The 18,900-nt window shown below is 67.8% G+C and carries 15 protein-coding genes and 1 pseudogene; 10 read left to right on the top strand and 6 right to left on the bottom strand.

What is annotated here, in order from left to right:
• Positions 1-113: 113 nt before the first annotated feature.
• A pseudogene (locus tag ACFWPS_RS21000) lies at positions 114-577 on the top strand (transposase).
• Positions 578-615: 38 nt separating this feature from the next.
• Here ACFWPS_RS21000 and ACFWPS_RS20995 read toward each other — a convergent pair.
• Positions 616-1,209 (bottom strand): TetR/AcrR family transcriptional regulator, encoded by a 594-nt coding sequence (locus tag ACFWPS_RS20995; protein WP_383707230.1) that lies wholly within the window; start codon positions 1,207-1,209, stop codon positions 616-618.
• Between the two features lie 110 nt (positions 1,210-1,319).
• Here ACFWPS_RS20995 and ACFWPS_RS20990 point away from each other — a divergent pair, with 110 nt between their 5' ends.
• Positions 1,320-2,069, top strand: coding sequence for an NADPH-dependent F420 reductase (locus ACFWPS_RS20990; RefSeq protein WP_383707229.1), 750 nt, complete (start codon positions 1,320-1,322; stop codon positions 2,067-2,069).
• A gap of 505 nt (positions 2,070-2,574) precedes the next feature.
• On the opposite strand, the gene ACFWPS_RS20985 is transcribed toward ACFWPS_RS20990, so the two are convergent.
• Positions 2,575-2,943, bottom strand: coding sequence for a hypothetical protein (locus ACFWPS_RS20985; RefSeq protein WP_383707227.1), 369 nt, complete (start codon positions 2,941-2,943; stop codon positions 2,575-2,577).
• A 609-nt stretch (positions 2,944-3,552) separates the two neighbouring features.
• Between ACFWPS_RS20985 and ACFWPS_RS20980 the strand changes: the two genes are divergently transcribed.
• Positions 3,553-3,969, top strand: a complete 417-nt coding sequence (locus ACFWPS_RS20980) for a hypothetical protein (protein WP_383707225.1) — start codon at positions 3,553-3,555, stop codon at positions 3,967-3,969.
• 79 nt (positions 3,970-4,048) lie between these two features.
• Here ACFWPS_RS20980 and ACFWPS_RS20975 read toward each other — a convergent pair whose 3' ends face one another.
• Genes ACFWPS_RS20975 through ACFWPS_RS20965 form a run of 3 tightly spaced genes read right to left on the bottom strand, consistent with a single transcriptional unit; the run spans position 4,049 to position 9,317 of the window.
• A complete protein-coding gene (locus ACFWPS_RS20975; protein ID WP_383707223.1) occupies positions 4,049-4,726 on the bottom strand; it encodes an SDR family NAD(P)-dependent oxidoreductase in 678 nt (225 codons plus the stop codon).
• A gap of 42 nt (positions 4,727-4,768) precedes the next feature.
• A complete protein-coding gene (locus ACFWPS_RS20970; RefSeq protein ID WP_383707221.1) occupies positions 4,769-7,618 on the bottom strand; it encodes an FAD-binding and (Fe-S)-binding domain-containing protein in 2,850 nt (949 codons plus the stop codon).
• A complete protein-coding gene (locus tag ACFWPS_RS20965; RefSeq protein ID WP_383707219.1) occupies positions 7,605-9,317 on the bottom strand; it encodes an IlvD/Edd family dehydratase in 1,713 nt (570 codons plus the stop codon). The genes ACFWPS_RS20970 and ACFWPS_RS20965 overlap by 14 nt, the downstream gene beginning before the upstream one ends.
• Before the next feature lie 49 nt (positions 9,318-9,366).
• On the opposite strand from ACFWPS_RS20965, the gene ACFWPS_RS20960 reads away from it, so the two are divergent.
• From ACFWPS_RS20960 to ACFWPS_RS20940, 5 genes are all read left to right on the top strand, one after another.
• Positions 9,367-10,191: an IclR family transcriptional regulator gene (locus tag ACFWPS_RS20960; protein WP_383707217.1), complete on the top strand. Its 825-nt coding sequence runs from the start codon at positions 9,367-9,369 to the stop codon at positions 10,189-10,191.
• On the top strand, positions 10,188-11,069 hold the full coding sequence (locus ACFWPS_RS20955) for an SMP-30/gluconolactonase/LRE family protein (protein ID WP_383707215.1): 882 nt from the start codon (positions 10,188-10,190) through the stop codon (positions 11,067-11,069). Before ACFWPS_RS20960 ends, ACFWPS_RS20955 begins: the two co-directional genes overlap by 4 nt.
• Before the next feature lie 31 nt (positions 11,070-11,100).
• Positions 11,101-11,961: a fumarylacetoacetate hydrolase family protein gene (locus tag ACFWPS_RS20950; RefSeq protein ID WP_383707214.1), complete on the top strand. Its 861-nt coding sequence runs from the start codon at positions 11,101-11,103 to the stop codon at positions 11,959-11,961.
• A gap of 11 nt (positions 11,962-11,972) precedes the next feature.
• The gene (locus tag ACFWPS_RS20945; RefSeq protein WP_383707212.1) at positions 11,973-12,989 is read left to right on the top strand and encodes a zinc-binding dehydrogenase; all 1,017 of its coding nucleotides are present in this window, start codon (positions 11,973-11,975) and stop codon (positions 12,987-12,989) included.
• Positions 12,990-13,110: 121 nt separating this feature from the next.
• Positions 13,111-13,851 (top strand): SDR family NAD(P)-dependent oxidoreductase, encoded by a 741-nt coding sequence (locus ACFWPS_RS20940; RefSeq protein ID WP_383707210.1) that lies wholly within the window; start codon positions 13,111-13,113, stop codon positions 13,849-13,851.
• Positions 13,852-13,912: 61 nt separating this feature from the next.
• Here ACFWPS_RS20940 and ACFWPS_RS20935 read toward each other — a convergent pair whose 3' ends face one another.
• Positions 13,913-14,530 (bottom strand): TetR/AcrR family transcriptional regulator, encoded by a 618-nt coding sequence (locus ACFWPS_RS20935; protein WP_383707208.1) that lies wholly within the window; start codon positions 14,528-14,530, stop codon positions 13,913-13,915.
• A gap of 155 nt (positions 14,531-14,685) precedes the next feature.
• Here ACFWPS_RS20935 and ACFWPS_RS20930 point away from each other — a divergent pair, with 155 nt between their 5' ends.
• Both ACFWPS_RS20930 and ACFWPS_RS20925 read left to right on the top strand, forming a co-directional pair.
• Positions 14,686-15,672 (top strand): Gfo/Idh/MocA family protein, encoded by a 987-nt coding sequence (locus ACFWPS_RS20930; RefSeq protein WP_383707206.1) that lies wholly within the window; start codon positions 14,686-14,688, stop codon positions 15,670-15,672.
• Between the two features lie 972 nt (positions 15,673-16,644).
• The gene (locus ACFWPS_RS20925) at positions 16,645-18,858 is read left to right on the top strand and encodes an MMPL family transporter (RefSeq protein ID WP_383707204.1); all 2,214 of its coding nucleotides are present in this window, start codon (positions 16,645-16,647) and stop codon (positions 18,856-18,858) included.
• The last annotated feature ends 42 nt before the right edge of the window (positions 18,859-18,900 follow it).

The raw sequence follows: 18,900 nt of genomic DNA, 5'->3' as shown, positions 1-18,900 counted from the left end.
ACCGTGGAGAGCCCGTTGCGTTGAGAGGCGCACGGCGGGTTCGGCGAGAGGTCCGGGGAAACGGACCGGGAGCAATCCCGGCACCGCGCCCCGGGCCTACTCAGCGGGTTCGTATGGAACCGCACCTGCCGTCGTCAGCGGGACGTGGCGACTGGTGCAAAGACCATCGCATGGTCATCAACGGGATCTTCTTTCGAGTCCGCACCGGCATACCGTGGCGCGATCTGCCCGAGCGGTTCGGGAGCCGGAAGGCCGTCCATGAAACCGTAGCTCCAACGAGGGAGTTGGACGGTTCCGGGGCTGCCTGTCCTGCAAGATCCACCTCGCAGGTGCAGGCCGGATCGAGCACACCATCCCGGAGCCGAGGAACCGGCGGGCCCATCGCAAACGCCGTGGCAGCAAAGGCGGTAGGCCCGTCGGCTTCGGCGCCGACATTTACAAACGCCGCAACGAGATCGAACGGACGATCAACCGGCTCAAGAACTCCCGGGCCGTCGCCGCCCGTTACGACAAGACGGCCCATGCCTTTCGCGGCTTCGTCGTCACAGCAACCGTCAGGCTACGGCTCCGATCATGACCCGCCGGACGGGGAATCCAAGGTCTGTCCAGGCGGGATCAGCGAGACGCGAGTGCGGCGAAGGCGTCGTCGATGAGGGCGACGAGGTCGAGCCGGCCGTCGGAGTCGGCCCAGTGGTCGACGGCGGCGTTGAGGCAGTCCAGCGCTGCTGCTGCGCGGACCCAGTGGGCGAGCGTCGCGGGCTCGGTCCGGCCGGTGCGGTCGGCGAGGGCGCGGGCAAGGGCCGGGCGCCAGCCGTGCTGCTTCTCCAACTGCCGCGCACACAACGCCGGGGTGTCCCGGATCAGGCGGGTCAGGGCCAAGGCCTCATCCGGGTCCTGGTGATAGAGCTCGATGACCGTGTCGAGCGCGCGTCGCAGCGCGGTCCAGTCGTCCTCGTCGGCCGTGCGGGCGCGCAGGGCGTCGGCGACCCGCTCGCCCTGCGCGTCGAAAGCGCTGAGGACGGTGTCCTCCTTGGTGCCGAAGTAGCGCAGGAAGGTGCTGCGGGACACCCCGGCGGCCTTGGCGAGGTCGTCGACGGTCACGTTCTCGAAGCCCTCGCGACGGAACAACTCGAAGGCCACCTGTCCCAGTTCGCTTCGTACCGCGGCCCGTGCGATGTCCCTGGTGCTCGTGCGCCCTGCTGTGTTCACCACGTGAGTGTACCTCCGGCCAGAACCTCACTTGCTGTTATGCAACTCAATGCCTACTCTGACACTCAGTTTCAACATTAGGCCTTGGATTGCAATGGGAGGCGGGAGCTGTGGTCACTCGGACTCTTGGACTCATCGGCAGCGGCATGATCGGCGGCGCACTCGCCGGTCTCGCGGTGGCTGCTGGGATGGACGTTGTCATCAGCAACTCCCGCGGCCCCGAGTCACTCGCCGACCTCGTCGCCCGGCTCGGCGACCGTGCCCGCGCCGCCACACCGGAGGAGGCCGCGGGGGCCGGCGACCTGGTGGTGGCGACCATTCCGCTCAAGAGCTACGCGCAACTGCCGGTCTCGGCTCTGGCCGGCAAGACCGTGATCGACACCATGAACTACTACCCCGAGAGGGATGGCCGCCTGGCCGCCTTGGACGCGGCCGAGGTGACCTCAACGGAGCTGGTGCAGCGGCACCTGGCCGACTCGCGAGTGGTCAAGGCCGTCAACAACATCGACTTCCGCCGACTGGCCACGAGCGCCCGGCTTGCGGGTGCCCCCGACCGCAGTGCCCTGCCGATCGCAGGCGACGACCCGGCGGCGAAGGCGGACGTGGCCCGGCTGCTGGACCTGCTCGGTTACGACGCCGTCGAGATCGGTACCCTGGCGGACAGTTGGCGCAGCGAACCCGGCACACCGGTCTACGTCCAGCCCTACCTCGCCGAGCGGCCCGACGGGCTGAGCCAGGAAGAGGCACAGCGCTGGTTCTTCGAGACGCCGGGTGTCCCGGTGCCTGCGGCCTGGGTCAAGGGGCTGGTAGACCAAGCCGTACGGCGCCCGGCAGGCAGCGCTGCAATGACCGCGCAATAGCCCGCTCCGGCGGCACCGCAGGCGACGGCCGACTGTGCGGAGACAGTGATCCGAGCCGTCTAACTGGTTCGGCTCACTGTCGATGTGACGGCCGGTACCCCACCGTCCGCATGCCGACGGGAGTGGGGCCTCGTCCGTCCCAGAGGTGCGCTTTATCGCTGACCAGCCCCCTGCCTGATCCTGCTGGACGACGCTGTACGGTTCGTCGCCCGCGCAGGAGCGCAGAGGATGTTGCCGTCTACCTTCAGGAGCGGCCCCGGGGTGTCACACGCCTTCCAGTTGTTCGCAGCCTTCCTCACCGACACAGATGAGGATCTCGACGCCACGGCTGCGTTCACTACCGCCCAGTAGGCCACGACGGCGGTCCCGCCCGACGCCACTCTCAGTCACACCGACATGAGGCAGGGCTGTGAGATCGACTCGATGAGCCGTCACCGTTGACCGGTCGGTGAACTGCTACACCGGAACGCCGCGAGACTGGCAATGCGGGCTCGGTCGGGAGCGTTCAGGCATGGGTCGGCTTCTTCTTGGAGCTCTTGAGGAGGCCGGCGCCTGCTCCGAGCGAGACGAGGCCCATCACTGTGGCGACCGCTATGCCTTTCGCGCCGTCGAGGGCGAAGGAACAGGTCGTGGCCACAGCCGCGTTGAACAGGAACAGGAACCACAGCACCGGCCTGGACGCGACGAAGTCCCTCATCCGCTGCTGCTTCATGAGGATGGTGCTCGCCACGAGCGCCACGACCACCCCGCCGGCGCTGACCAGATTCTTCTCCATGCCCTCGAATACCGCTCCGGCGGCGATGGAGACACCGATACCGGCCGTGAACACGAAGAACAGCAGGACGAGGGAGAAGACCGACATCTGCTTTTTCATGGGGGTGCCTTTCAAGTGCGGGATGCGGGTGGGGAAGAGATGACTGTGAGAGGCCACTGCGGGGTTCGGCCTTGCCATGTCACTGCCTCGCAGAGACAGGTAGGGCGGCTGTGCAGGGCGAACGTGTCACCCGCGGCCGCGAAGCGACCCGCCGCGTGGGTTCCAGGACCAAGAGAGCGGATCAGCGCCACCGGAAGGCGCCGCGGCCCGATCGGCAGAAGAGGGGAGCCACGAGGCAGGTCTCCATGTCGGAATCGGCTACCGCACCAGCCTCTTAGATCGTCGGACCTGTGTCGTCATGCACGTGCACGCGGTTGCGACCGGTGTCAGGGCACGACGAGGAACGCTGTTTCCTCCTCCTCAGGTACGAGAAGCCGTCTCCCGACCCTTGGGTGAGTTCACGCCTCGTCAACGACAGGTGTCGTGGCCATGGCCGATTCGGCCAGGTCGGCTGACGCGTAAGCCGGACCTAGCTCGTGGTGTAGCCGGCTACACCACGGGCACGGGAGTACACACCCTCGTGACGATGAACGGCTGCCGGGATCGTTGTTGGGAGTTCGAAAGGGGCCTTTGCCCTGGCCAACCTGATCCCGTCCGAAGGAAAATCCCGTGCACTCGTTCCTCGCCCGAGTGAAGTCGTTCTTCGCCGACCTCTTTTTGCGGGCGTTCTTCGTCGCCGGTCTCGTCATGAGTGGAGCCGCCAAACAGGTCCTAGACGGCAGCACTGAGCAGAACATTGCTACGTACGGTGGTGGAGCCGTTGCGCTGATCGCGGGCTCGCAGATTGCCCGCAAGCCGAAGATCAAGGCATTTCTGGGGCGGCCGGGCACGCTCTGGTTTCTGTTCCTGTTCAACGCTGCCGCGGCAGCTGGCATGTATACGGCCATGGACGGTGTGAACCGCTACGTCGGCTCGGGCATGATGGGCCTGGTCTCCCTGGGCGCGCTCGGTGGCCTCATCGCGAGCAGGCGGAAGCCGCAGGTCGCGGCGACGCAGCACACCGAGCACGACAGTCCGTGGAGCTGAATCCCACAGGCGAAGGACGCTTTTCGTCGAGTCGCCGCGTCGAATCCCTCGGCAGGCTCACACCACGTGGAGCGTGGTTCTAGTAGGTGGCCCTGCCGCCACTGATGTCGTACACCGCGCCAGTGGAGAAGCTGACCCGGTCGGAGGCGAGGAACGCCACCAACTCGGCAACCTCCTCGGGGCGGCCTATGCGCCTCATGGGTATGAGACCGGTGATGTGGGCCAGAACGTCGGGTGACGTGCTGTCGTTCATCGGTGTGGCGAAGACCGCCGGTGTGATGACGTTGACCAGGACGCCGCTGGTCGCGAGTTCCTTGCCGACCGACTTGGTGAGGGCGATGACGGCTCCCTTGGAGGCGGAGTAGGGGGCCAGGTTGGGATTGCCGTCCTTGCCCGCCATGCTCGCGAAGTTGACGACCCGTCCCCATCCCCGCTCGCACATGCCGGGAACGAATACGCGCATCGTGTTGACCGTGCCCAGGACGTTCACGTCCAGGACGCGGCGCCACTGTTCGACCGTGGTCTCCAACAGGGGCTGGTTGGGGCCGACGACACCGGCGGAGTTGACCAGGATGTCCACGTGGCCGATGTCTTCGGCCACGCGCCGCAGGGCATCCTCGTCGGTGACGTCGGCGCTGACGTCGGCGCCCTTGAGGTCGAGGGTGATCACCTTCAGCCCCTCGTCCCGCAGGAGCTGGGCGGTAGCCGCTCCCAGGCCGCTGGCGCCGCCGGTGACAAGAGCTGTCCTGACGTGCATCATCTGTCTCCTTGTGATGGTGAGGGTAGCGCTGTGGACCGGTCAGGTGCCCTGCGGCCGGGTGACGGCCTCGAGGACTTCCAGCACGTGCCGGTAGGGGTGTCCGGTGGCTCGGGTCATACCGAGTTCGCAGGTGCGGTTGACCGACGCGTAGGCAGCGGCCTGGTGGTGCGACACCGCACGGGCCTCGGAGCTGGTCGCGGATGCGGTGAGCTCCGGGTGGAGCAGGCCTCGGTCACCGGCGAAGGCACAGCAGCTCCAGTCCTCGGGCTGTACGACGGCTTCGGCGACTACTCCGGCGACCCGGAGGAGCGCCGGGTTGAGTCCGAGCTGGGTGGAGGAGCAGGTCGGGTGGACGACGACGGACGGGATACGCCGGGCGGCAGGCAGCCGCGGCAGTACGGTCCGGTCGACGAATGCGACCGCGTCCACGATGTCGAGGCCCTCCTCGGCCAGCATGCGGGCGAGTCCTTCGGTGCAGGACGCGGCATCCACGACGACCGGCAGTGCGCCTTGCTCGGTGGCCTGACGCAGTACCGGGACGACCTTGTCGCGCATCACGGTGTAGCCGTCGGTGAGGCCCTTGGACTTCCACGGCGTGCCGCAGCACAGAGAGGCGATGGAGTCAGGGACCCGGATGCTGATGCCCGCCCGGGCGCACAGCGCGAGGAAGGCAGCGTGGACACCCGGGCTCGCCTCAGGATCGGCGGGACCGAACAGGGTGGAGATACAGGCGGGAAAGTAGACGGCCTCGGGGGCCCGCGTGGGACGCGGACGGCGTGGCGATCCGCCGCGGGGGAGTTCCCTTGAGTAGGCGGGCACCGTGTCCGCGTCGAGCACGGCTCGCCCCGCAGCGGTGATCGCGCTGGGCAGCGCGGCCGGCATACGGCGGGCGGCGGTCAGGGCATGGGAAGCCGCGCGGGTGGTGCCGTCCCAGTGCCGGGCGGCCGACGCCCCCAGCTTCTGCTCGACGGGACGCCGCTGTTCGGCGCGCAGCCGGCGGGTCAGGTCCCCCGTGTCGATGAGGACGGGACAGGCCGTTCGGCACATGCCGTCGACCGCGCAGGTGTCCACGGCGTCGTACTGGTACTCCTCCTCCAGACGGGTGAGCAGCTCGCTGTCGCCGACCGCCCGGGCGCGGGCGATCTCGCGGCGCAAAACGATTCTGCGGCGGGGACTGGTGGTGAGGTCCTGGCTCGGGCAGACGGGTTCGCAGTAGCCGCACTCCACGCACCGGTCCACCTCCTCCTCGACGGTGGGCGTCGACTTGAGGTGCCGGATGTGCACGCTTTCGTCGTCCGTGATCAGGACACCGCGGTTGAGGAGACCTTCTGGATCGATGAGCTGCTTGATCTGGCGCATGACGTCGTGGAGTTCGGCGCCGTACTGGCGACGCAGATAGGGAGCCATGATGCGACCGGTACCGTGCTCGGCCTTCAGCGTGCCGTCCTGTCCCAGCACGAGGTCGACCATGTCCTCGGTGAACGCCAGGTAGCGGTCGAGGAGTTCGGGCTGGTCGAAGTCCTCGTTGAGCAGGAAGTGGATGTTGCCGTCCTTGGCGTGGCCGAAGATGACACTGCCGTCGTAGCCGTGCCGGCCGAAGAGCTCGGTGAGGTCGGTGCAGGTGGGCAGCAGCCGGTCGACGGGGACGGCGATGTCCTCCAGCAACGCGGTGGTGCCTGAGGGGCGGGCACCGGCGACCGCGGTGTACAGGCCCTTGCGGATGTGCCAGAGCGCTGCCCGTCTCTCCGCTTCGCTGCTCAGGGTCGCCGGGGAAACCAGAGGGAGGTCGCTCAGGATGCCTCGGCTCTGTGCGATGAGCTCGGCGAGCGCTTCGGGGGTCCGGTGCTGGTGCTCCACGAGCAGCGCGGTGTGCCCCCGGACTTCGATGTCACGGAGTTCCGCAGTTGCCTGTGGGTCACGCTGGGCCACCCGAAGGCTCGTGGCGTCGAGCAGTTCGATGGTGGCGAAGCCTGCCTCCACCAGCTGCGGGAGGGCGCCCGTGGCCGCGGTCAGATCGGGAAAGAGGAGCAGGCCGGTGGCCGCGTGGGCATGCGTCGGCACGGTGTGGAAGGTGGCCTCGGCGACGAACGCGAGCGTGCCTTCGCTGCCGATCACCAGGCGGGTGAGGATGTCCACGGGCCGGGTGTGGTCGACGAACGAGTTCAGTCCGTATCCCATCGTGTTCTTGATGGCGTACAGCCGTTTGATCGTCGCCAGTGAGTCCGGGTTGCTGCGGACGCGGTCGCGCAGCCGGGTCAGGCCGGCGTGGATGGCAGGTTCCAAGGATCGAAGCCGGTCGTCGGCGTCCGGGCTTCCGGTGTCGATGACCGTGCCGCTGGGCAGGACCAGCACCGCCGATTCCAGCGTGCGGTAGGTGTTGAGTTCGGTGCCGCAGGCCATACCGCTGGAGTTGTTGGCGACGACGCCGCCGATGGTGCAGGCGGTCTCGCTGGCGGGGTCGGGGCCGAGCTTGCGGCCGTACGCGGCGAGTCGTGTGTTGACCGCCCGGACGGTGGCACCCGGCTGGACCCTGACCCGGGCTCCGGCGTCGAGGACCTCGATGCCGCGGAAGTGACGGCGGGTGTCGACGAGTACCCCGTCGTTGCTGGCCTGCCCGGACAGGCTGGTACCACCCGAGCGGAACGTCAGGCCCACGCCTTGCACGGCACTCGCGCGCAGCAGCGCCGCGACCTGCTCCGGATCACGCGGAGTGACGACGGCCTGGGGGACGAGCAGATAGTGCGAGGCGTCGTGGGCGAAGGACAGCCGGTCGGTGGCGCGTGCGGCAACGGCCCCGGGTACCGCCTGTTCCAGCTTGTCGAGCAGAGCGCGGTCCGCCGGCGGAAGGCGGTCGTTCGCGGGCCGTCTGTGCGGATCAGTGAGACTCACGGCTTACCTCCGAACCGCTGGAGCCGACGAGGAAATCGAGGTCGGCTCCGGTGTCGGCCTGAAGGACGTGGTCGACGTACAGCCGTTCCCAGCCGCGCCGCGGATTGGCGTACGCGGTCACTGTCGCCTCGTTGGGGGTGCGGGCCGCCCATTCCTCGGCGGGTACCTCGGCATCGATACGGCGCGCGCCCACGTCCAGGCTGACGATGTCGCCGGTGCGCAGCAGGGCCAGGGGACCGCCGGCCGCGGCCTCGGGGGCCACGTGCAGAACAACGGTGCCGTACGCCGTGCCGCTCATCCGTCCGTCGCAGACTCGCACCATGTCGCGCACGCCCTGGGCAAGGAGCTTCTTGGGCAGGGGCATGTTCGACACCTCCGGCATGCCGGGGTAGCCCTTCGGTCCGCAGCCCCGCAGTACCAGGACGCTGTCCGCGTCGACGTCCAGATCCGGGTCGTCGATACGCGCGTGGAAGTCCTCGATGGAGTCGAACACGAGAGCGCGTCCGCGGTGCCTGAGGAGGTGCGGGGAGGCGGCGGCGGGTTTGATGACGGCCCCGTCGGGAGCGAGATTGCCGCGCAGGACGGCGATGCCGCCCTCGGGAACGAGCGGCGCGGACCGGAGGCGGATCACCTCCGGGTCCCAGATCGGGGCATCGTCGAGATAGTCCACGAGGGGTTTGCCGGTGACCGTCAGCGCGTTCTCGTCGAGGAGGTCACGGACCTCGCGCAGTACGGCGAGCAGGCCGCCGGCACGGTGGAAGTCGTCCATCAGGAATCGTCCGGCAGGCTGGAGGTCCACCAGGACAGGGACTCGGGAGCCGATGAGGTCGAAGTCGTCCAGCGACAGCTCGACCCCCAGGCGTCCGGCGATGGCCAGGAGGTGCACGACGGCGTTGGTCGAGCCACCGATCGCGGCCAGTGCCACGATCGCGTTGTGGAACGAAGCCTTGGTCAGGAACCCGCCGGGCCGTCGGTCGGCGGACACCATCTCCACGGCGAGGCGGCCGGTGTTGTGGGCGGCTTCCAGCAGCCTGCTGTCGGGTGCCGGGGTGCCGGCGACACCGGGCACCACGGTGCCGAGAGCCTCGGCCACCAGGGCCATCGTCGAAGCGGTGCCCATGGTGTTGCAGTGGCCGCGACTGCGGATCATCGAGGACTCCGACCGTGTGAAGTCCTCTTGGGTGAGGCTGCCCGCCCGCACCTCCTCCGACAGTTTCCACACGTCGGTGCCGCACCCCAGCGGGGCGCCTCGGAAGGTACCGGTCAGCATGGGACCACCCGGCACGACGACCGCCGGGAGATCCACGGACGCCGCCGCCATGAGCAGCGACGGAATGGTCTTGTCACAGCCTCCCAGCAGGACGACACCGTCGATCGGGTTGGCCCGGAGCATCTCCTCTGTGGCCATCGCGGCCATGTTGCGCCAGAGCATGGCGGTCGGTCGTACCTGGGTCTCTCCCAGGGAGACGACGGGCAGTTCCAACGGGATGCCGCCGGCCTCGTACACGCCGTTCCTGACCGAAGCAGCCACCTCGGTCAGGTGGGCGTTGCAGGGGGTCAGGTCGGACGCGGTGTTGGCGATGGCGATCTGCGGGCGGCCGCTGAAGGCGTCGCCGGGAACTCCTCGGCGCATCCACGCTCGATGGATGTACGCGTTGCGGTCCTGACCCGCGTACCACTGAGCACTGCGGAGGTTCATTCCAGCCGCCTTCCAATAATTGGTACGTTGGTCTAAAGTTTGGAACACGATGGAGCATACGCAGAAGTTCGACGGATCGACCACATCCGACGACAACGAATCCGCAGACAGTGACGCAGGACGTCTGGTCGGTTCGGACCGTGTCCTGGCTGTGCTGAAGGAACTCGCCCGCTACCCCGAGGGCGTGGGCCTCGAAGAGATGACCCGTGTGATCGGCAGCCCGAAACCGACCGTGCACCGGGCGCTCAGTTCGCTGCGTCGGGCCGGTCTGGCCGACCAGAACGCACGCGGCCACTACCTGCTGGGCGACGAGTTCCTCCGCATGGCCTTCGCCCACCACGAGGCGCGACCCGAGCATGTCCGCATCCGCCCAGTGCTCGATGAACTGGCGGCTCGGTTCGGTGAGACGGCGCACTACGCCGTCCTCGATGGACACGAGATCGTCTACCGTGCCAAAGTCGATCCGCCGACCGGCGCCGTCCGGCTGACCTCCACCGTCGGCGGCCGGAATCCTGTCCACACCACCGGCGTGGGCAAACTGCTGCTCTCCCTGCAACTGCCGACATCGGCCGCGGTCGAAGAGTGGATCGGCAACGAACCTCTTGTCGCGCGTACGCCGAACAGCCTGTGTACGGCCGAGGAGCTGTACCGCGAACTCGAAGTCACTCGGGAGCGCGGTTACGCCGTGGACGACCAGGAGAACGAAGTCGGCGTCAACTGCATCGCCCTGCCCGTCTACGCAGTCTCACCCACCGTGCCCTCCGGCGCACTGAGCCTCAGCGCGCTGACCTACCGCACTCCGCTGGACGTACTCGTCGACGCGGTGGACGAGATCCGTGGCGTGCTCGGCCCACTAGGAAGGCCACACGAGTGAAGAACGTCATAGCCGCGACGGACGGGAAGTACCAGCTCGCCGAAGGACCGGTCTGGGACGCCCCCCGGCAGCGGCTGCTGTGGGTCGACATCTCGGGCGGGCTCGTCCTGGAAGGAACACTCGACGGGGACCGGATCGCTGTCACCCGGGAACACCGTTTCGACGAAATGGTCAGTGCCGTTGCCGCGGCCGAGGACGGCACTCTCGTGGTGGCTGCCCTGCAGCACCTCGTCGTCGTGCATCCGGACGGGACTCGCACGGACGGTCCCCGCGTCATTCCCGCCGGGGCGGGGCGTCGGCTCAACGACGGCGGCACCGACCCGGCCGGCCGCTTCCTCGTCGGCTCTCTGCGGCTGGACGGTCGGTCCGAATCCGAAGTTCTCGTCCGCTGGGAGCAGGACGGTCGCCTCACCCCGTTGGACAAGGATCTGACCTTGTCCAACGGCCTCGCCTGGTCCGCGGACGGCACCCTCATGTACAGCGTCGACACCTTGCGGCGGACCGTGTTCGTCCGTGACTACGACGCCGAGACCGGTAGCGTCGGAGAGCGTCGCGTCCACGTTCAACTGGACGACGGCTACCCGGACGGCATCGTTCTCGACGCCGCAGGTCACCTGTGGGTGGCGGTGTACGGCGCGGGAGAAGTCCGTTGCTACGCGCCCGATGGCACCCTTTCGGACCGCCTCGTCGTTCCGGCGCCGCACACGACCAGTGTGGCCTTCGCAGGCCCTGACCTGCACACCCTCGTCATCACCACGGCGACCCCGGAAACCGATGACCCGCGCCGGCCCGCCACCCCCGATTCGGGCCGCTTGTTCACCGTCCGCACTGCAGTCCCGGGGCTGCCGGTCGCCGCCTGGGCGCCCCCCATCGTCTGACGATCCACCGCATACCTCTGGAGATCCGCCCGTGTACCTCATGCGTATCGGCGCCCCCGGCGCCGAGAAGCCCATCGCCCGCATCGACGACGACACCTACGTCGACCTCTCGGACACCGTCACCGACTTCGACGAAGCGTTCTTCGGTTCGGGTGGCATCGACCGGATCCGTCCGCTGGTCGCTGAGCGCGTCACCGCCGGACAGGTGTCCTCCTTCGCCGGCGATCGGATCGGCGCACCGATCGCCCGGCCCCACCAGATTCTGTGCATCGGGCTGAACTACAGCGACCACGCCGCCGAGACCGGCCAGGCCGTGCCGACGGAGCCGATCCTCTTCAACAAGTCCCCCAACACCCTCATCGGCCCGAACGACGACGTGCGCATCCCCCGCGGCGCCACCAAGCCGGACTGGGAGGTCGAACTCGGCATCGTCATCGGCCGACGCACCAGCTACCTCGACTCCGTCGACGACGCCCGCGACGCCATCGCCGGCTACCTGGTTGTCAACGACGTGAGCGAACGCGCCTTCCAGCTGGAACGCGGCGGACAGTGGGCCAAGGGCAAGTCCGCCGAGACCTTCAACCCGGCCGGGCCCTGGCTGGCCACGGCCGACGAGATCGGCGACGTCCTCGACCTCGACATGTGGCTCGACATCAACGGTACGCGCCGCCAGGACGGCAACACCAAGACGATGATCTTCGATCCGTACTTCATCGTCCACTACCTCAGCCAGTTCCTCGTCCTCGAACCCGGCGACCTCATCAACACCGGGACCCCGCCCGGTGTCGGCATGGGATTCAACCCGCCCGTGTGGCTCCAGCCCGGCGACGTCATGGAACTGGGTATCCAGCACCTCGGCCGCCAGCGCCAGAACGTGCTGGCCCCGCAGTGAACGGGAACTCGATGCGCGCCTTCGTCCTCACGGGCCCCTTCGAAGGATCGGTTCAGGAAGTCCCGGTCCCCGTCGCCGCTGCCGGCGAAGCCGTCATCGACGTCGAACGCGTCGGTGTGTGCGGCACCGACGTCGAGTTCTACACCGGCGAGATGGCCTATCTCACCGAGGGGCACTCCTGGTATCCGATGAGGCTGGGACACGAGTGGTCCGGCCGAGTGGCCGCCGTCGGCGAGGGCGTGGATCCCTCCTGGATCGGCTGCCGGGTCATGGGCGACACGATGCTCGGCGACGGCACCTGCCGGCGTTGCCTCCGCGGACACCAGCACGTGTGCGAGAAGAGACAGGAAGTGGGCGTGCGGGGTGATCGTCCCGGCGCCCTGGCCGAACAGCTCGCCGTCCCCGTGTCCTCGCTGCACCGTCTGCCCGACTCCGTGGACGCCGCCCTCGGAGCGCTCGTCGAACCGGGCGGCAACTCCCTGCGTGCCGTGCAGGCCGCCGAGCTCACACCCGAAGACCGTGTCCTCATCCTCGGTCCGGGCACCATCGGGCTGCTGGCGGCCATGTTCGCCCGTGCTACCGGCGCAGAGGTCCACCTCATGGGCCGTAGCGAGAGGTCCCGGTCCTTCGCCCGCAGCCTCGGCTTCGAGAACACCTGGTCCGAGGATTCCCTGCCGGACCTGCCCTTCGACGCGGTGATCGACGCGTCCAACTCCGTGCATCTGCCGGCCCGAGCCGTGGAGCTCGTTGAGCCCGCCGGGCGGGTTGTCTACGTCGGGCTGGCCGGAGAACCCAGCCTCATCGACACTCGGAACCTTGCCCTCAAGGACGTGGCAGCGGTGGGCGTGCTGTCTGCCTCGCCCGGCCTTGAGGACACCATCCGCGCGTATGCCGAGGGAGTGGTCGACCCCCGCCCGCTGGTCGCCGCGACGGTCGCCCTCGACCAGACGGCCGGGACGCTGGCCGGAGAACGCCCGGACGATGCCGGACCGGGCCCGAAGATCCATGTGGATCCGCGCCTCGTGTAGGTGCCGCATTTCGGTGCGAGGCACGGCGCCTCGGTCCGCAGTTCACCGACCGGTGCCGTGCCTACGCGCACAACAGGTCCCGCCCATGTTCGCAGAACCGTGATCAAGGAGTGAACCTTCGATGTCAGAGTTCCAGGGGCTGGCCGCGCTCGTCACCGGCGGCTGCAGTGGAATCGGCGCGGCAACCGCGGCCCTTCTCAGGGCGTCGGGTGCACAGGTGGCTGTCCTGGATATCGCCATCGACCATGCACCCGATGACGTCCTGGCCATCCAGTGCGACATCAGCGATCCGGGAGCCGTCGACGAGGCCGTCGCGACGGCCGTCGAGGAATTGGGCAGGCTCGATGTCCTCGTAAACAATGCCGGGATCGGCGCGGTCGGTGACATCGCCCAGAACGAGGACGCGGAATGGGCCCGGGTTCTCGACGTCAACGTCACGGGGATCGCCCGCGTCACCCGCGCGGCACTGGACGATCTCCGCCGTTCACCGCATGCCGCTGTCGTGAACCTGTGCTCGGCGGTCGCCTTCATCGGTGTGCGGCAGCGAGCGCTGTACAGCGCCAGCAAGGGCGCCGTGCACGCCCTGACTCTTGCGATGGCGGCTGACCACGCGGCCGACGGCATCCGTGTGAACGCCGTCGCCCCGGGCACGGTCGATACACCGTGGGTGGGTCGGCTCTTGGACGGAGCCGAAGACCGTGAGGCGACGGCTCAGGCCCTGCAGCAGCGACAGCCGCTGGGGCGCTTGGTCTCTGCCGAAGAGGTGGCCCGTGCCGTCGTCGGACTTGCTTCCCCCGGCGCTGGCTCGACCACCGGTGCGGTGCTCCATGTAGACGGTGGCATGGTCAGTCTGCGCCTGTGAGTTTCTCCGTGTCTGAGTGCACCGTGATGGTCAGGCCGGCCGGCAGGCGAGGCCGATCAGGCTAACGAGCGAGGTCCGGAACGAAAGAGCCGATGAAGGTACGAACGGTCGCCTCGATACGTACGGTGTCACGGTCGAAGAACCACTGTTCTTCGAGCCCTTTGATGAGAGCGACGGTCATGATGGCCAACGTCTGTGGGTCCATGTCCGACCGCAGGTCGCCCTGCTCCGCGAGAGCCGTGTACGCGGTGGCGTAGAAGTTGCGCAGGCCGCGGTAGCGCTCGGTGAAGTAGGCGTGGGCGGGATGTTCCGGGGTGGTGGCTTCACCGGACGTGACGCAGTACAACGCCATGACGCCCGGCTGTAGTTCGAGTTCGGCCAAGACAGTGAGCATGCCAACAAGTGCTTCGACGGGTCGCGTCCGCGGTTCCAGTGCCCAGGCCGCTTCCCGAAGCGGAGCGGTTTGTTCGTCACGCAGGTGCAGCACCGCTGCGAGCAGGTCTTCCTTGCGTGGGAAGTGGTGACGCAGACCGGTGTGGCTGATGCCGGCGCGCTGGGCGATGTCCTTCGTGGAGGCGCCGTAGAAGCCAACCTCCCCGAATACGTCCACACAGACTTCGAGAATCCGCTGTCGCACCTGCGCCGACTTCGCGTACGGGCCACGGGGCGGCGCCGACATGGAGTCTCCTTCTGTCTCGCGATCGAGGTCGAAGTTTATCGATTTCCAAAACAGCATCATAGTGCTGTTTTCATGTTAGTGTGCGGCGGTCTCCCGGCACGCGCCCAGGCGTGTCCGCGCGTAGATCGCCTGATCGCAACCGAAGGTGAGGAATCATGACCAAGTTCCGCTGGGGTGTCGTAGGACCGGGTGGGATCGCGATCCGGTTCGCGGAGGCGATGCGCCTGTCCGATCAAGGCGAGATCGTCGCCGTGGCCTCGAGATCGCAGGAACGGGCCGACGCGTTCGGTGATCGTTTCGGAATATCGGCCCGCTATGACTCCTACGCCGCGCTGGCGGCCGACCCGGAGGTCGATGTCGTCTACGTGGCGACGCCGAGCTCCGAGCACGAGGCAAACACTCTTGAATTTCTGAGGGCGGGCAAGCACGTGCTGTGCGAAAAGCCCTTCGCGATGGACGCGAACCAAGCCAGGGGCATGGTGGCAGAGGCTCGTGCCCGCGGGCTGTTCCTGATGGAGGCGATCTGGAGCCGATTCCTGCCCGCCTACCGCTCCATGGTGGAGATCATCGCCGAAGGCCGAATCGGTGAACCCCTCCAGGTCGAGGCCGACTTCGGCGTCCGCATGCCGAAGGATCCGAACGCCCGCCTCTTCAGGCCCGACCTGGGCGGGGGTGCGCTGCTCGACCTCGGCCTCTATCCGGTCCAGCTCTGCCAGATGGTGCTCGGTGCACCGGAGTGGGTTGTCGCGAACGGGGTCATCGGTGACACCGGCGTCGACGAGCAGATCGCGGCAGTGCTGCGGCATCCCGGCGGCCGGCTCAGCGTGGCCACCGCCGGCGTGCGGGTTCACACGTCGCGCACGGCCCGCATCTCCGGCAGCGACGGCTGGATCGATCTCCCGGCCTACATGCACTGCCCTCAATCGCTCACCGTCAACATCAAGACGGGGAGGGAGTACAACGCGGAGCACATCGACGCTTCGCACGAAGGCAACGGGATGCAGTTCGAAATCGACGAGGTGCACCGCTGCCTCACCGAAGGCCTCATCGAAAGCCCGACCATGCCGCTGGCGGACACCATCGCCATCGCCGAGACCCTGGACGCCATCCGTGTTCAGGTCTACTCGACCACCGGTCATTAGACGGAAGGAACCGCTCGCGTTCCGATCGGTGGAGATATGCCCGGGACCTGGGAAAGACGTTGCTGCGCTTTCCCGGTGCAGGGTGTGGACGGAGCAGCCGACGAACGGGAACGGCATGCACGCGCGGGTGTCGGGCGAGGGGACGAGCCGAGAAGCGCACCGCTTGGCGCAGAGGGCGGCCGGAAACGGCGGGGCGGTCTCGGCGTGCGCGACTGTGTCGGCATGCCGGCGCAGCGGTCGAGAGGCTGACCTGGCCGTGGCGTTTCCGGGGCTCGTGCTGTGCGACCGCCGAGCGGGCGGGCCGCTATCTGCAAGACCGGTCAGCTCGGGAGTGACGGGACGATCAGTCCGATAGGGCTCTCGCTGGATGCCCATGGCGGAGACGAACCCGAATTTTGCTGATGCGCCTGTACGAGCCGTACGACACCAGCCGCCGAGGCGGGCCCCGCCTCGGCGCCCGCAGCCCCGAGGAAACTGCTGACACGGGGCCGGAGCAACCACGATCGCCGATCGGACGGGTGAGCCCCGCCCGGTCACGCCAGTGGAACTTCGAGCGGCGCTTTCACTCGGCCCACCAGGGCAGCTCGCTGTCCTGACATGGCACTGGATGCGAGGACAGCACTATGGGCGACTGGAAGGCCAGTACTCCAGGCCGGCCCGTACCGCGCCGTCTACGAGGTCTGCGGAGCAACCGCCCACCACACACTCTTCCAAGGCCGAGTTGGTTACTGCCCCGCCGCGAGCAGGAGATCTCATACCTGCCGCAGCCAGGCGACCACGGGCGTCGACGGTCGCCCGATGGGCCTCCTGCTGAGAGGACCGGCGTGCCCGCCTCATACCTGAGGAGGAGGAAGCCGCGTCAGCTTTGGTGCTCTGCCAGGAAGTGAACTGCGTGGCAGTGCACGACGACATCGGGTCGCCGTTCGAAGAGGCTTGAGCGGTACCCGACCGTGATGTGGAGATTCCTGACTCGTGGCTACGTTCCTTTATCGCTTGGGCCGTACCGCCTTCCGGCGGCGTTGGTCCGTTCTCTTGGTCTGGGCGGCGGTTCTCGTCGCCGTCGGTGCAGGCGCCGCCTCAGCGCCCTCCGCCGACGAGAGCAACACGTCCTTCATGCCGGGGATCGAGGCGCAGAAGGCCTTCGACCTGATGCAGCAGCGCTTCCCCGGAACGAACGGCAACGCGGCCAACGCCCGGATCGTCTTCGTCGCTCCCCACGGAGAGAAGGTGACCGCAGCCGACAACCGCGCCGTCATCGACGAATTCGTGACCGAAGCGGGGAAGGGCCCGCAGGTGTCCGGCGCCGTGAACCCGTTCAAGGCCGCCGCCGTGAGCAAAGACGCCTCCATGGCCTACTCCACCGTCACCTACAAGGTCACGGCCGACGACCTCACCGACGCCGGAAAGACGGCGCTGACGCACGCCATCGACACGGCGCGCAAGAACGGCATGACGGTCGAGGTGGGCGGCACCGCGCTGGCCACTCAGCCGTCCGCAGGTGGTGCGTCCGAGATGATCGGCATCGTCATCGCCGCCGTGGTCCTGGTGATGACCTTCGGGTCGATGGCAGCCGCGGGTCTCCCGCTGCTCACGGCCATCGCCGGAGTCGGCATCAGCATGGCCTCCATCACGGCGCTCTCCAGCACCTTCAACCTCTCAGCGACCTCCGGGACGCTGGCGACCATGCTCGGCCTCGCGGTCGGAATCGACTACGCCCTCTTCGTCGTCTCGCGGTACCGCGAGGAACGGGCCAAGGGACACGACCCGCAGGAAGCGGCGGGCCTTGCGGCCGGCACCGCGGGGTCGGCCGTCGTCTTCGCCGGTCTCACGGTGGTCATCGCCCTGGCCGGCCTGTCGGTGATCGGCGTTCCGGTGCTGACGAAGATGGGACTGTGCGCCGCCGGCGCGGTGGTCGTCGGTGTTCTGATCGCGCTGACGCTCATCCCCGCTTTCCTGGGTTTCTGGCCCAATGCAGTCCTGTCACGCAAGACCAGGAAGAAGGGCATGCGGGCCGAGACCCGCAAGGTCGACAGGGGAAGCCGCTGGGCCCGGCTCGTGCTGCGTCGGCCTGTCATGATCCTTGTCGCCGGAGTGATCGGCCTGGTCACCGTTGCGATACCGATGATGCACATGCGCCTGGGCATGCCGGGCGACGAGTCCAAGCCCACATCCACCACGGAGCGGCGTGCGTACGACGACCTGTCCCGTGGTTTCGGCGCAGGGTTCAACGGGCCTCTGACGATCGTCGTGGACGCACAGAAGGCCGACAACCCCAAGAAGGCCGTCGCCGAGATCAGTGACAAGATCAAGGCCACCGACGGGGTCGTGACCGTCTCCGCCGCCCGGTTCGACGCGGCGGGCGACACGGCCATGATCTCCGCGACGCCGGCGACCGGGCCTACCGCCGAGCGGACCAAGGACCTGGTTCACACCATCCGGGGGGAGCGCGCAGGTCTGGAATCCGCCACCGGGGCAACCTACGAGGTCACCGGCAGTACGGCCATGAACATCGACGTGGCCCAGGCGCTCCAGGACGCGCTGATTCCCTACCTCGGCGTAATCCTCGGTCTTGCTTTCCTCCTGCTCATGGTGGTCTTCCGCTCGATCCTTGTCCCGATAAAGGCAGCTCTCGGCTTCCTGTTGTCGGTGCTGGCGGCCCTTGGCGCTGTCGTCGCGGTCTTCCAGTGGGGCTGGGGCGCCGATCTCCTCGGTATCGAGCAGCCCGGACCGATCATGAGCCTGATGCCCATCCTTCTGGTGGGTATCGTGTTCGGGCTCGCAATGGACTACCAGGTCTTCCTGGTCTCCCGTATGCGTGAGGCCTATGTCCACGGCGACCGTCCGGCTGAGGCGATCGTCAGCGGCAGCCGCAGCAGTGCCGGGGTCATCGCGGCGGCGGCGGTCATCATGATCGCGGTCTTCTCCGGGTTCATCGGAGCCAGCGAGTCCATGATCAAGGCAACCGGGTTCGGACTCGCGATCGCCGTGCTGTTCGACGCGTTCATCGTGCGCATGGCTCTGGTACCGGCGGTTCTGGCTCTCCTTGGTGAGCGCGCCTGGTGGCTGCCATCCTGGCTGGACAGGATCCTGCCCAGGGTGGACGTCGAGGGTGAGGGACTGGCTCGACGTCCGGCCTCCGGTGTCCTCGACAACGAGGCTGGGGTACAGGAGCCGGCCCGTATCTGAGCAGTCACAGTCGGCGGTTGGGCGCCCCGCTCACTGCGGGGC

The organism is Streptomyces sp. NPDC058457, assembly GCF_042720695.1.
Lineage (GTDB): Bacteria > Actinomycetota > Actinomycetes > Streptomycetales > Streptomycetaceae > Streptomyces.
The sequence above is the reverse complement of the archived record's forward strand: the minus strand, read 5'-3'. Positions and strand labels throughout refer to the sequence as shown.

Excerpts from the sequence above, each read along its gene's own strand:
- ACFWPS_RS20945 (WP_383707212.1), top strand. The coding sequence starts at position 11,973 with ATGCGCGCCTTCGTCCTCACGGGCCCCTTCGAAGGATCGGTTCAGGAA.
- ACFWPS_RS20965 (WP_383707219.1), bottom strand. The coding sequence starts at position 9,317 with ATGAACCTCCGCAGTGCTCAGTGGTACGCGGGTCAGGACCGCAACGCG.
- ACFWPS_RS20985 (WP_383707227.1), bottom strand. The coding sequence starts at position 2,943 with ATGAAAAAGCAGATGTCGGTCTTCTCCCTCGTCCTGCTGTTCTTCGTG.
- ACFWPS_RS20930 (WP_383707206.1), top strand. The coding sequence starts at position 14,686 with ATGACCAAGTTCCGCTGGGGTGTCGTAGGACCGGGTGGGATCGCGATC.
- ACFWPS_RS20940 (WP_383707210.1), top strand. The coding sequence starts at position 13,111 with ATGTCAGAGTTCCAGGGGCTGGCCGCGCTCGTCACCGGCGGCTGCAGT.
- ACFWPS_RS20960 (WP_383707217.1), top strand. The coding sequence starts at position 9,367 with ATGGAGCATACGCAGAAGTTCGACGGATCGACCACATCCGACGACAAC.
- ACFWPS_RS20975 (WP_383707223.1), bottom strand. The coding sequence starts at position 4,726 with ATGCACGTCAGGACAGCTCTTGTCACCGGCGGCGCCAGCGGCCTGGGA.
- ACFWPS_RS20935 (WP_383707208.1), bottom strand. The coding sequence starts at position 14,530 with ATGTCGGCGCCGCCCCGTGGCCCGTACGCGAAGTCGGCGCAGGTGCGA.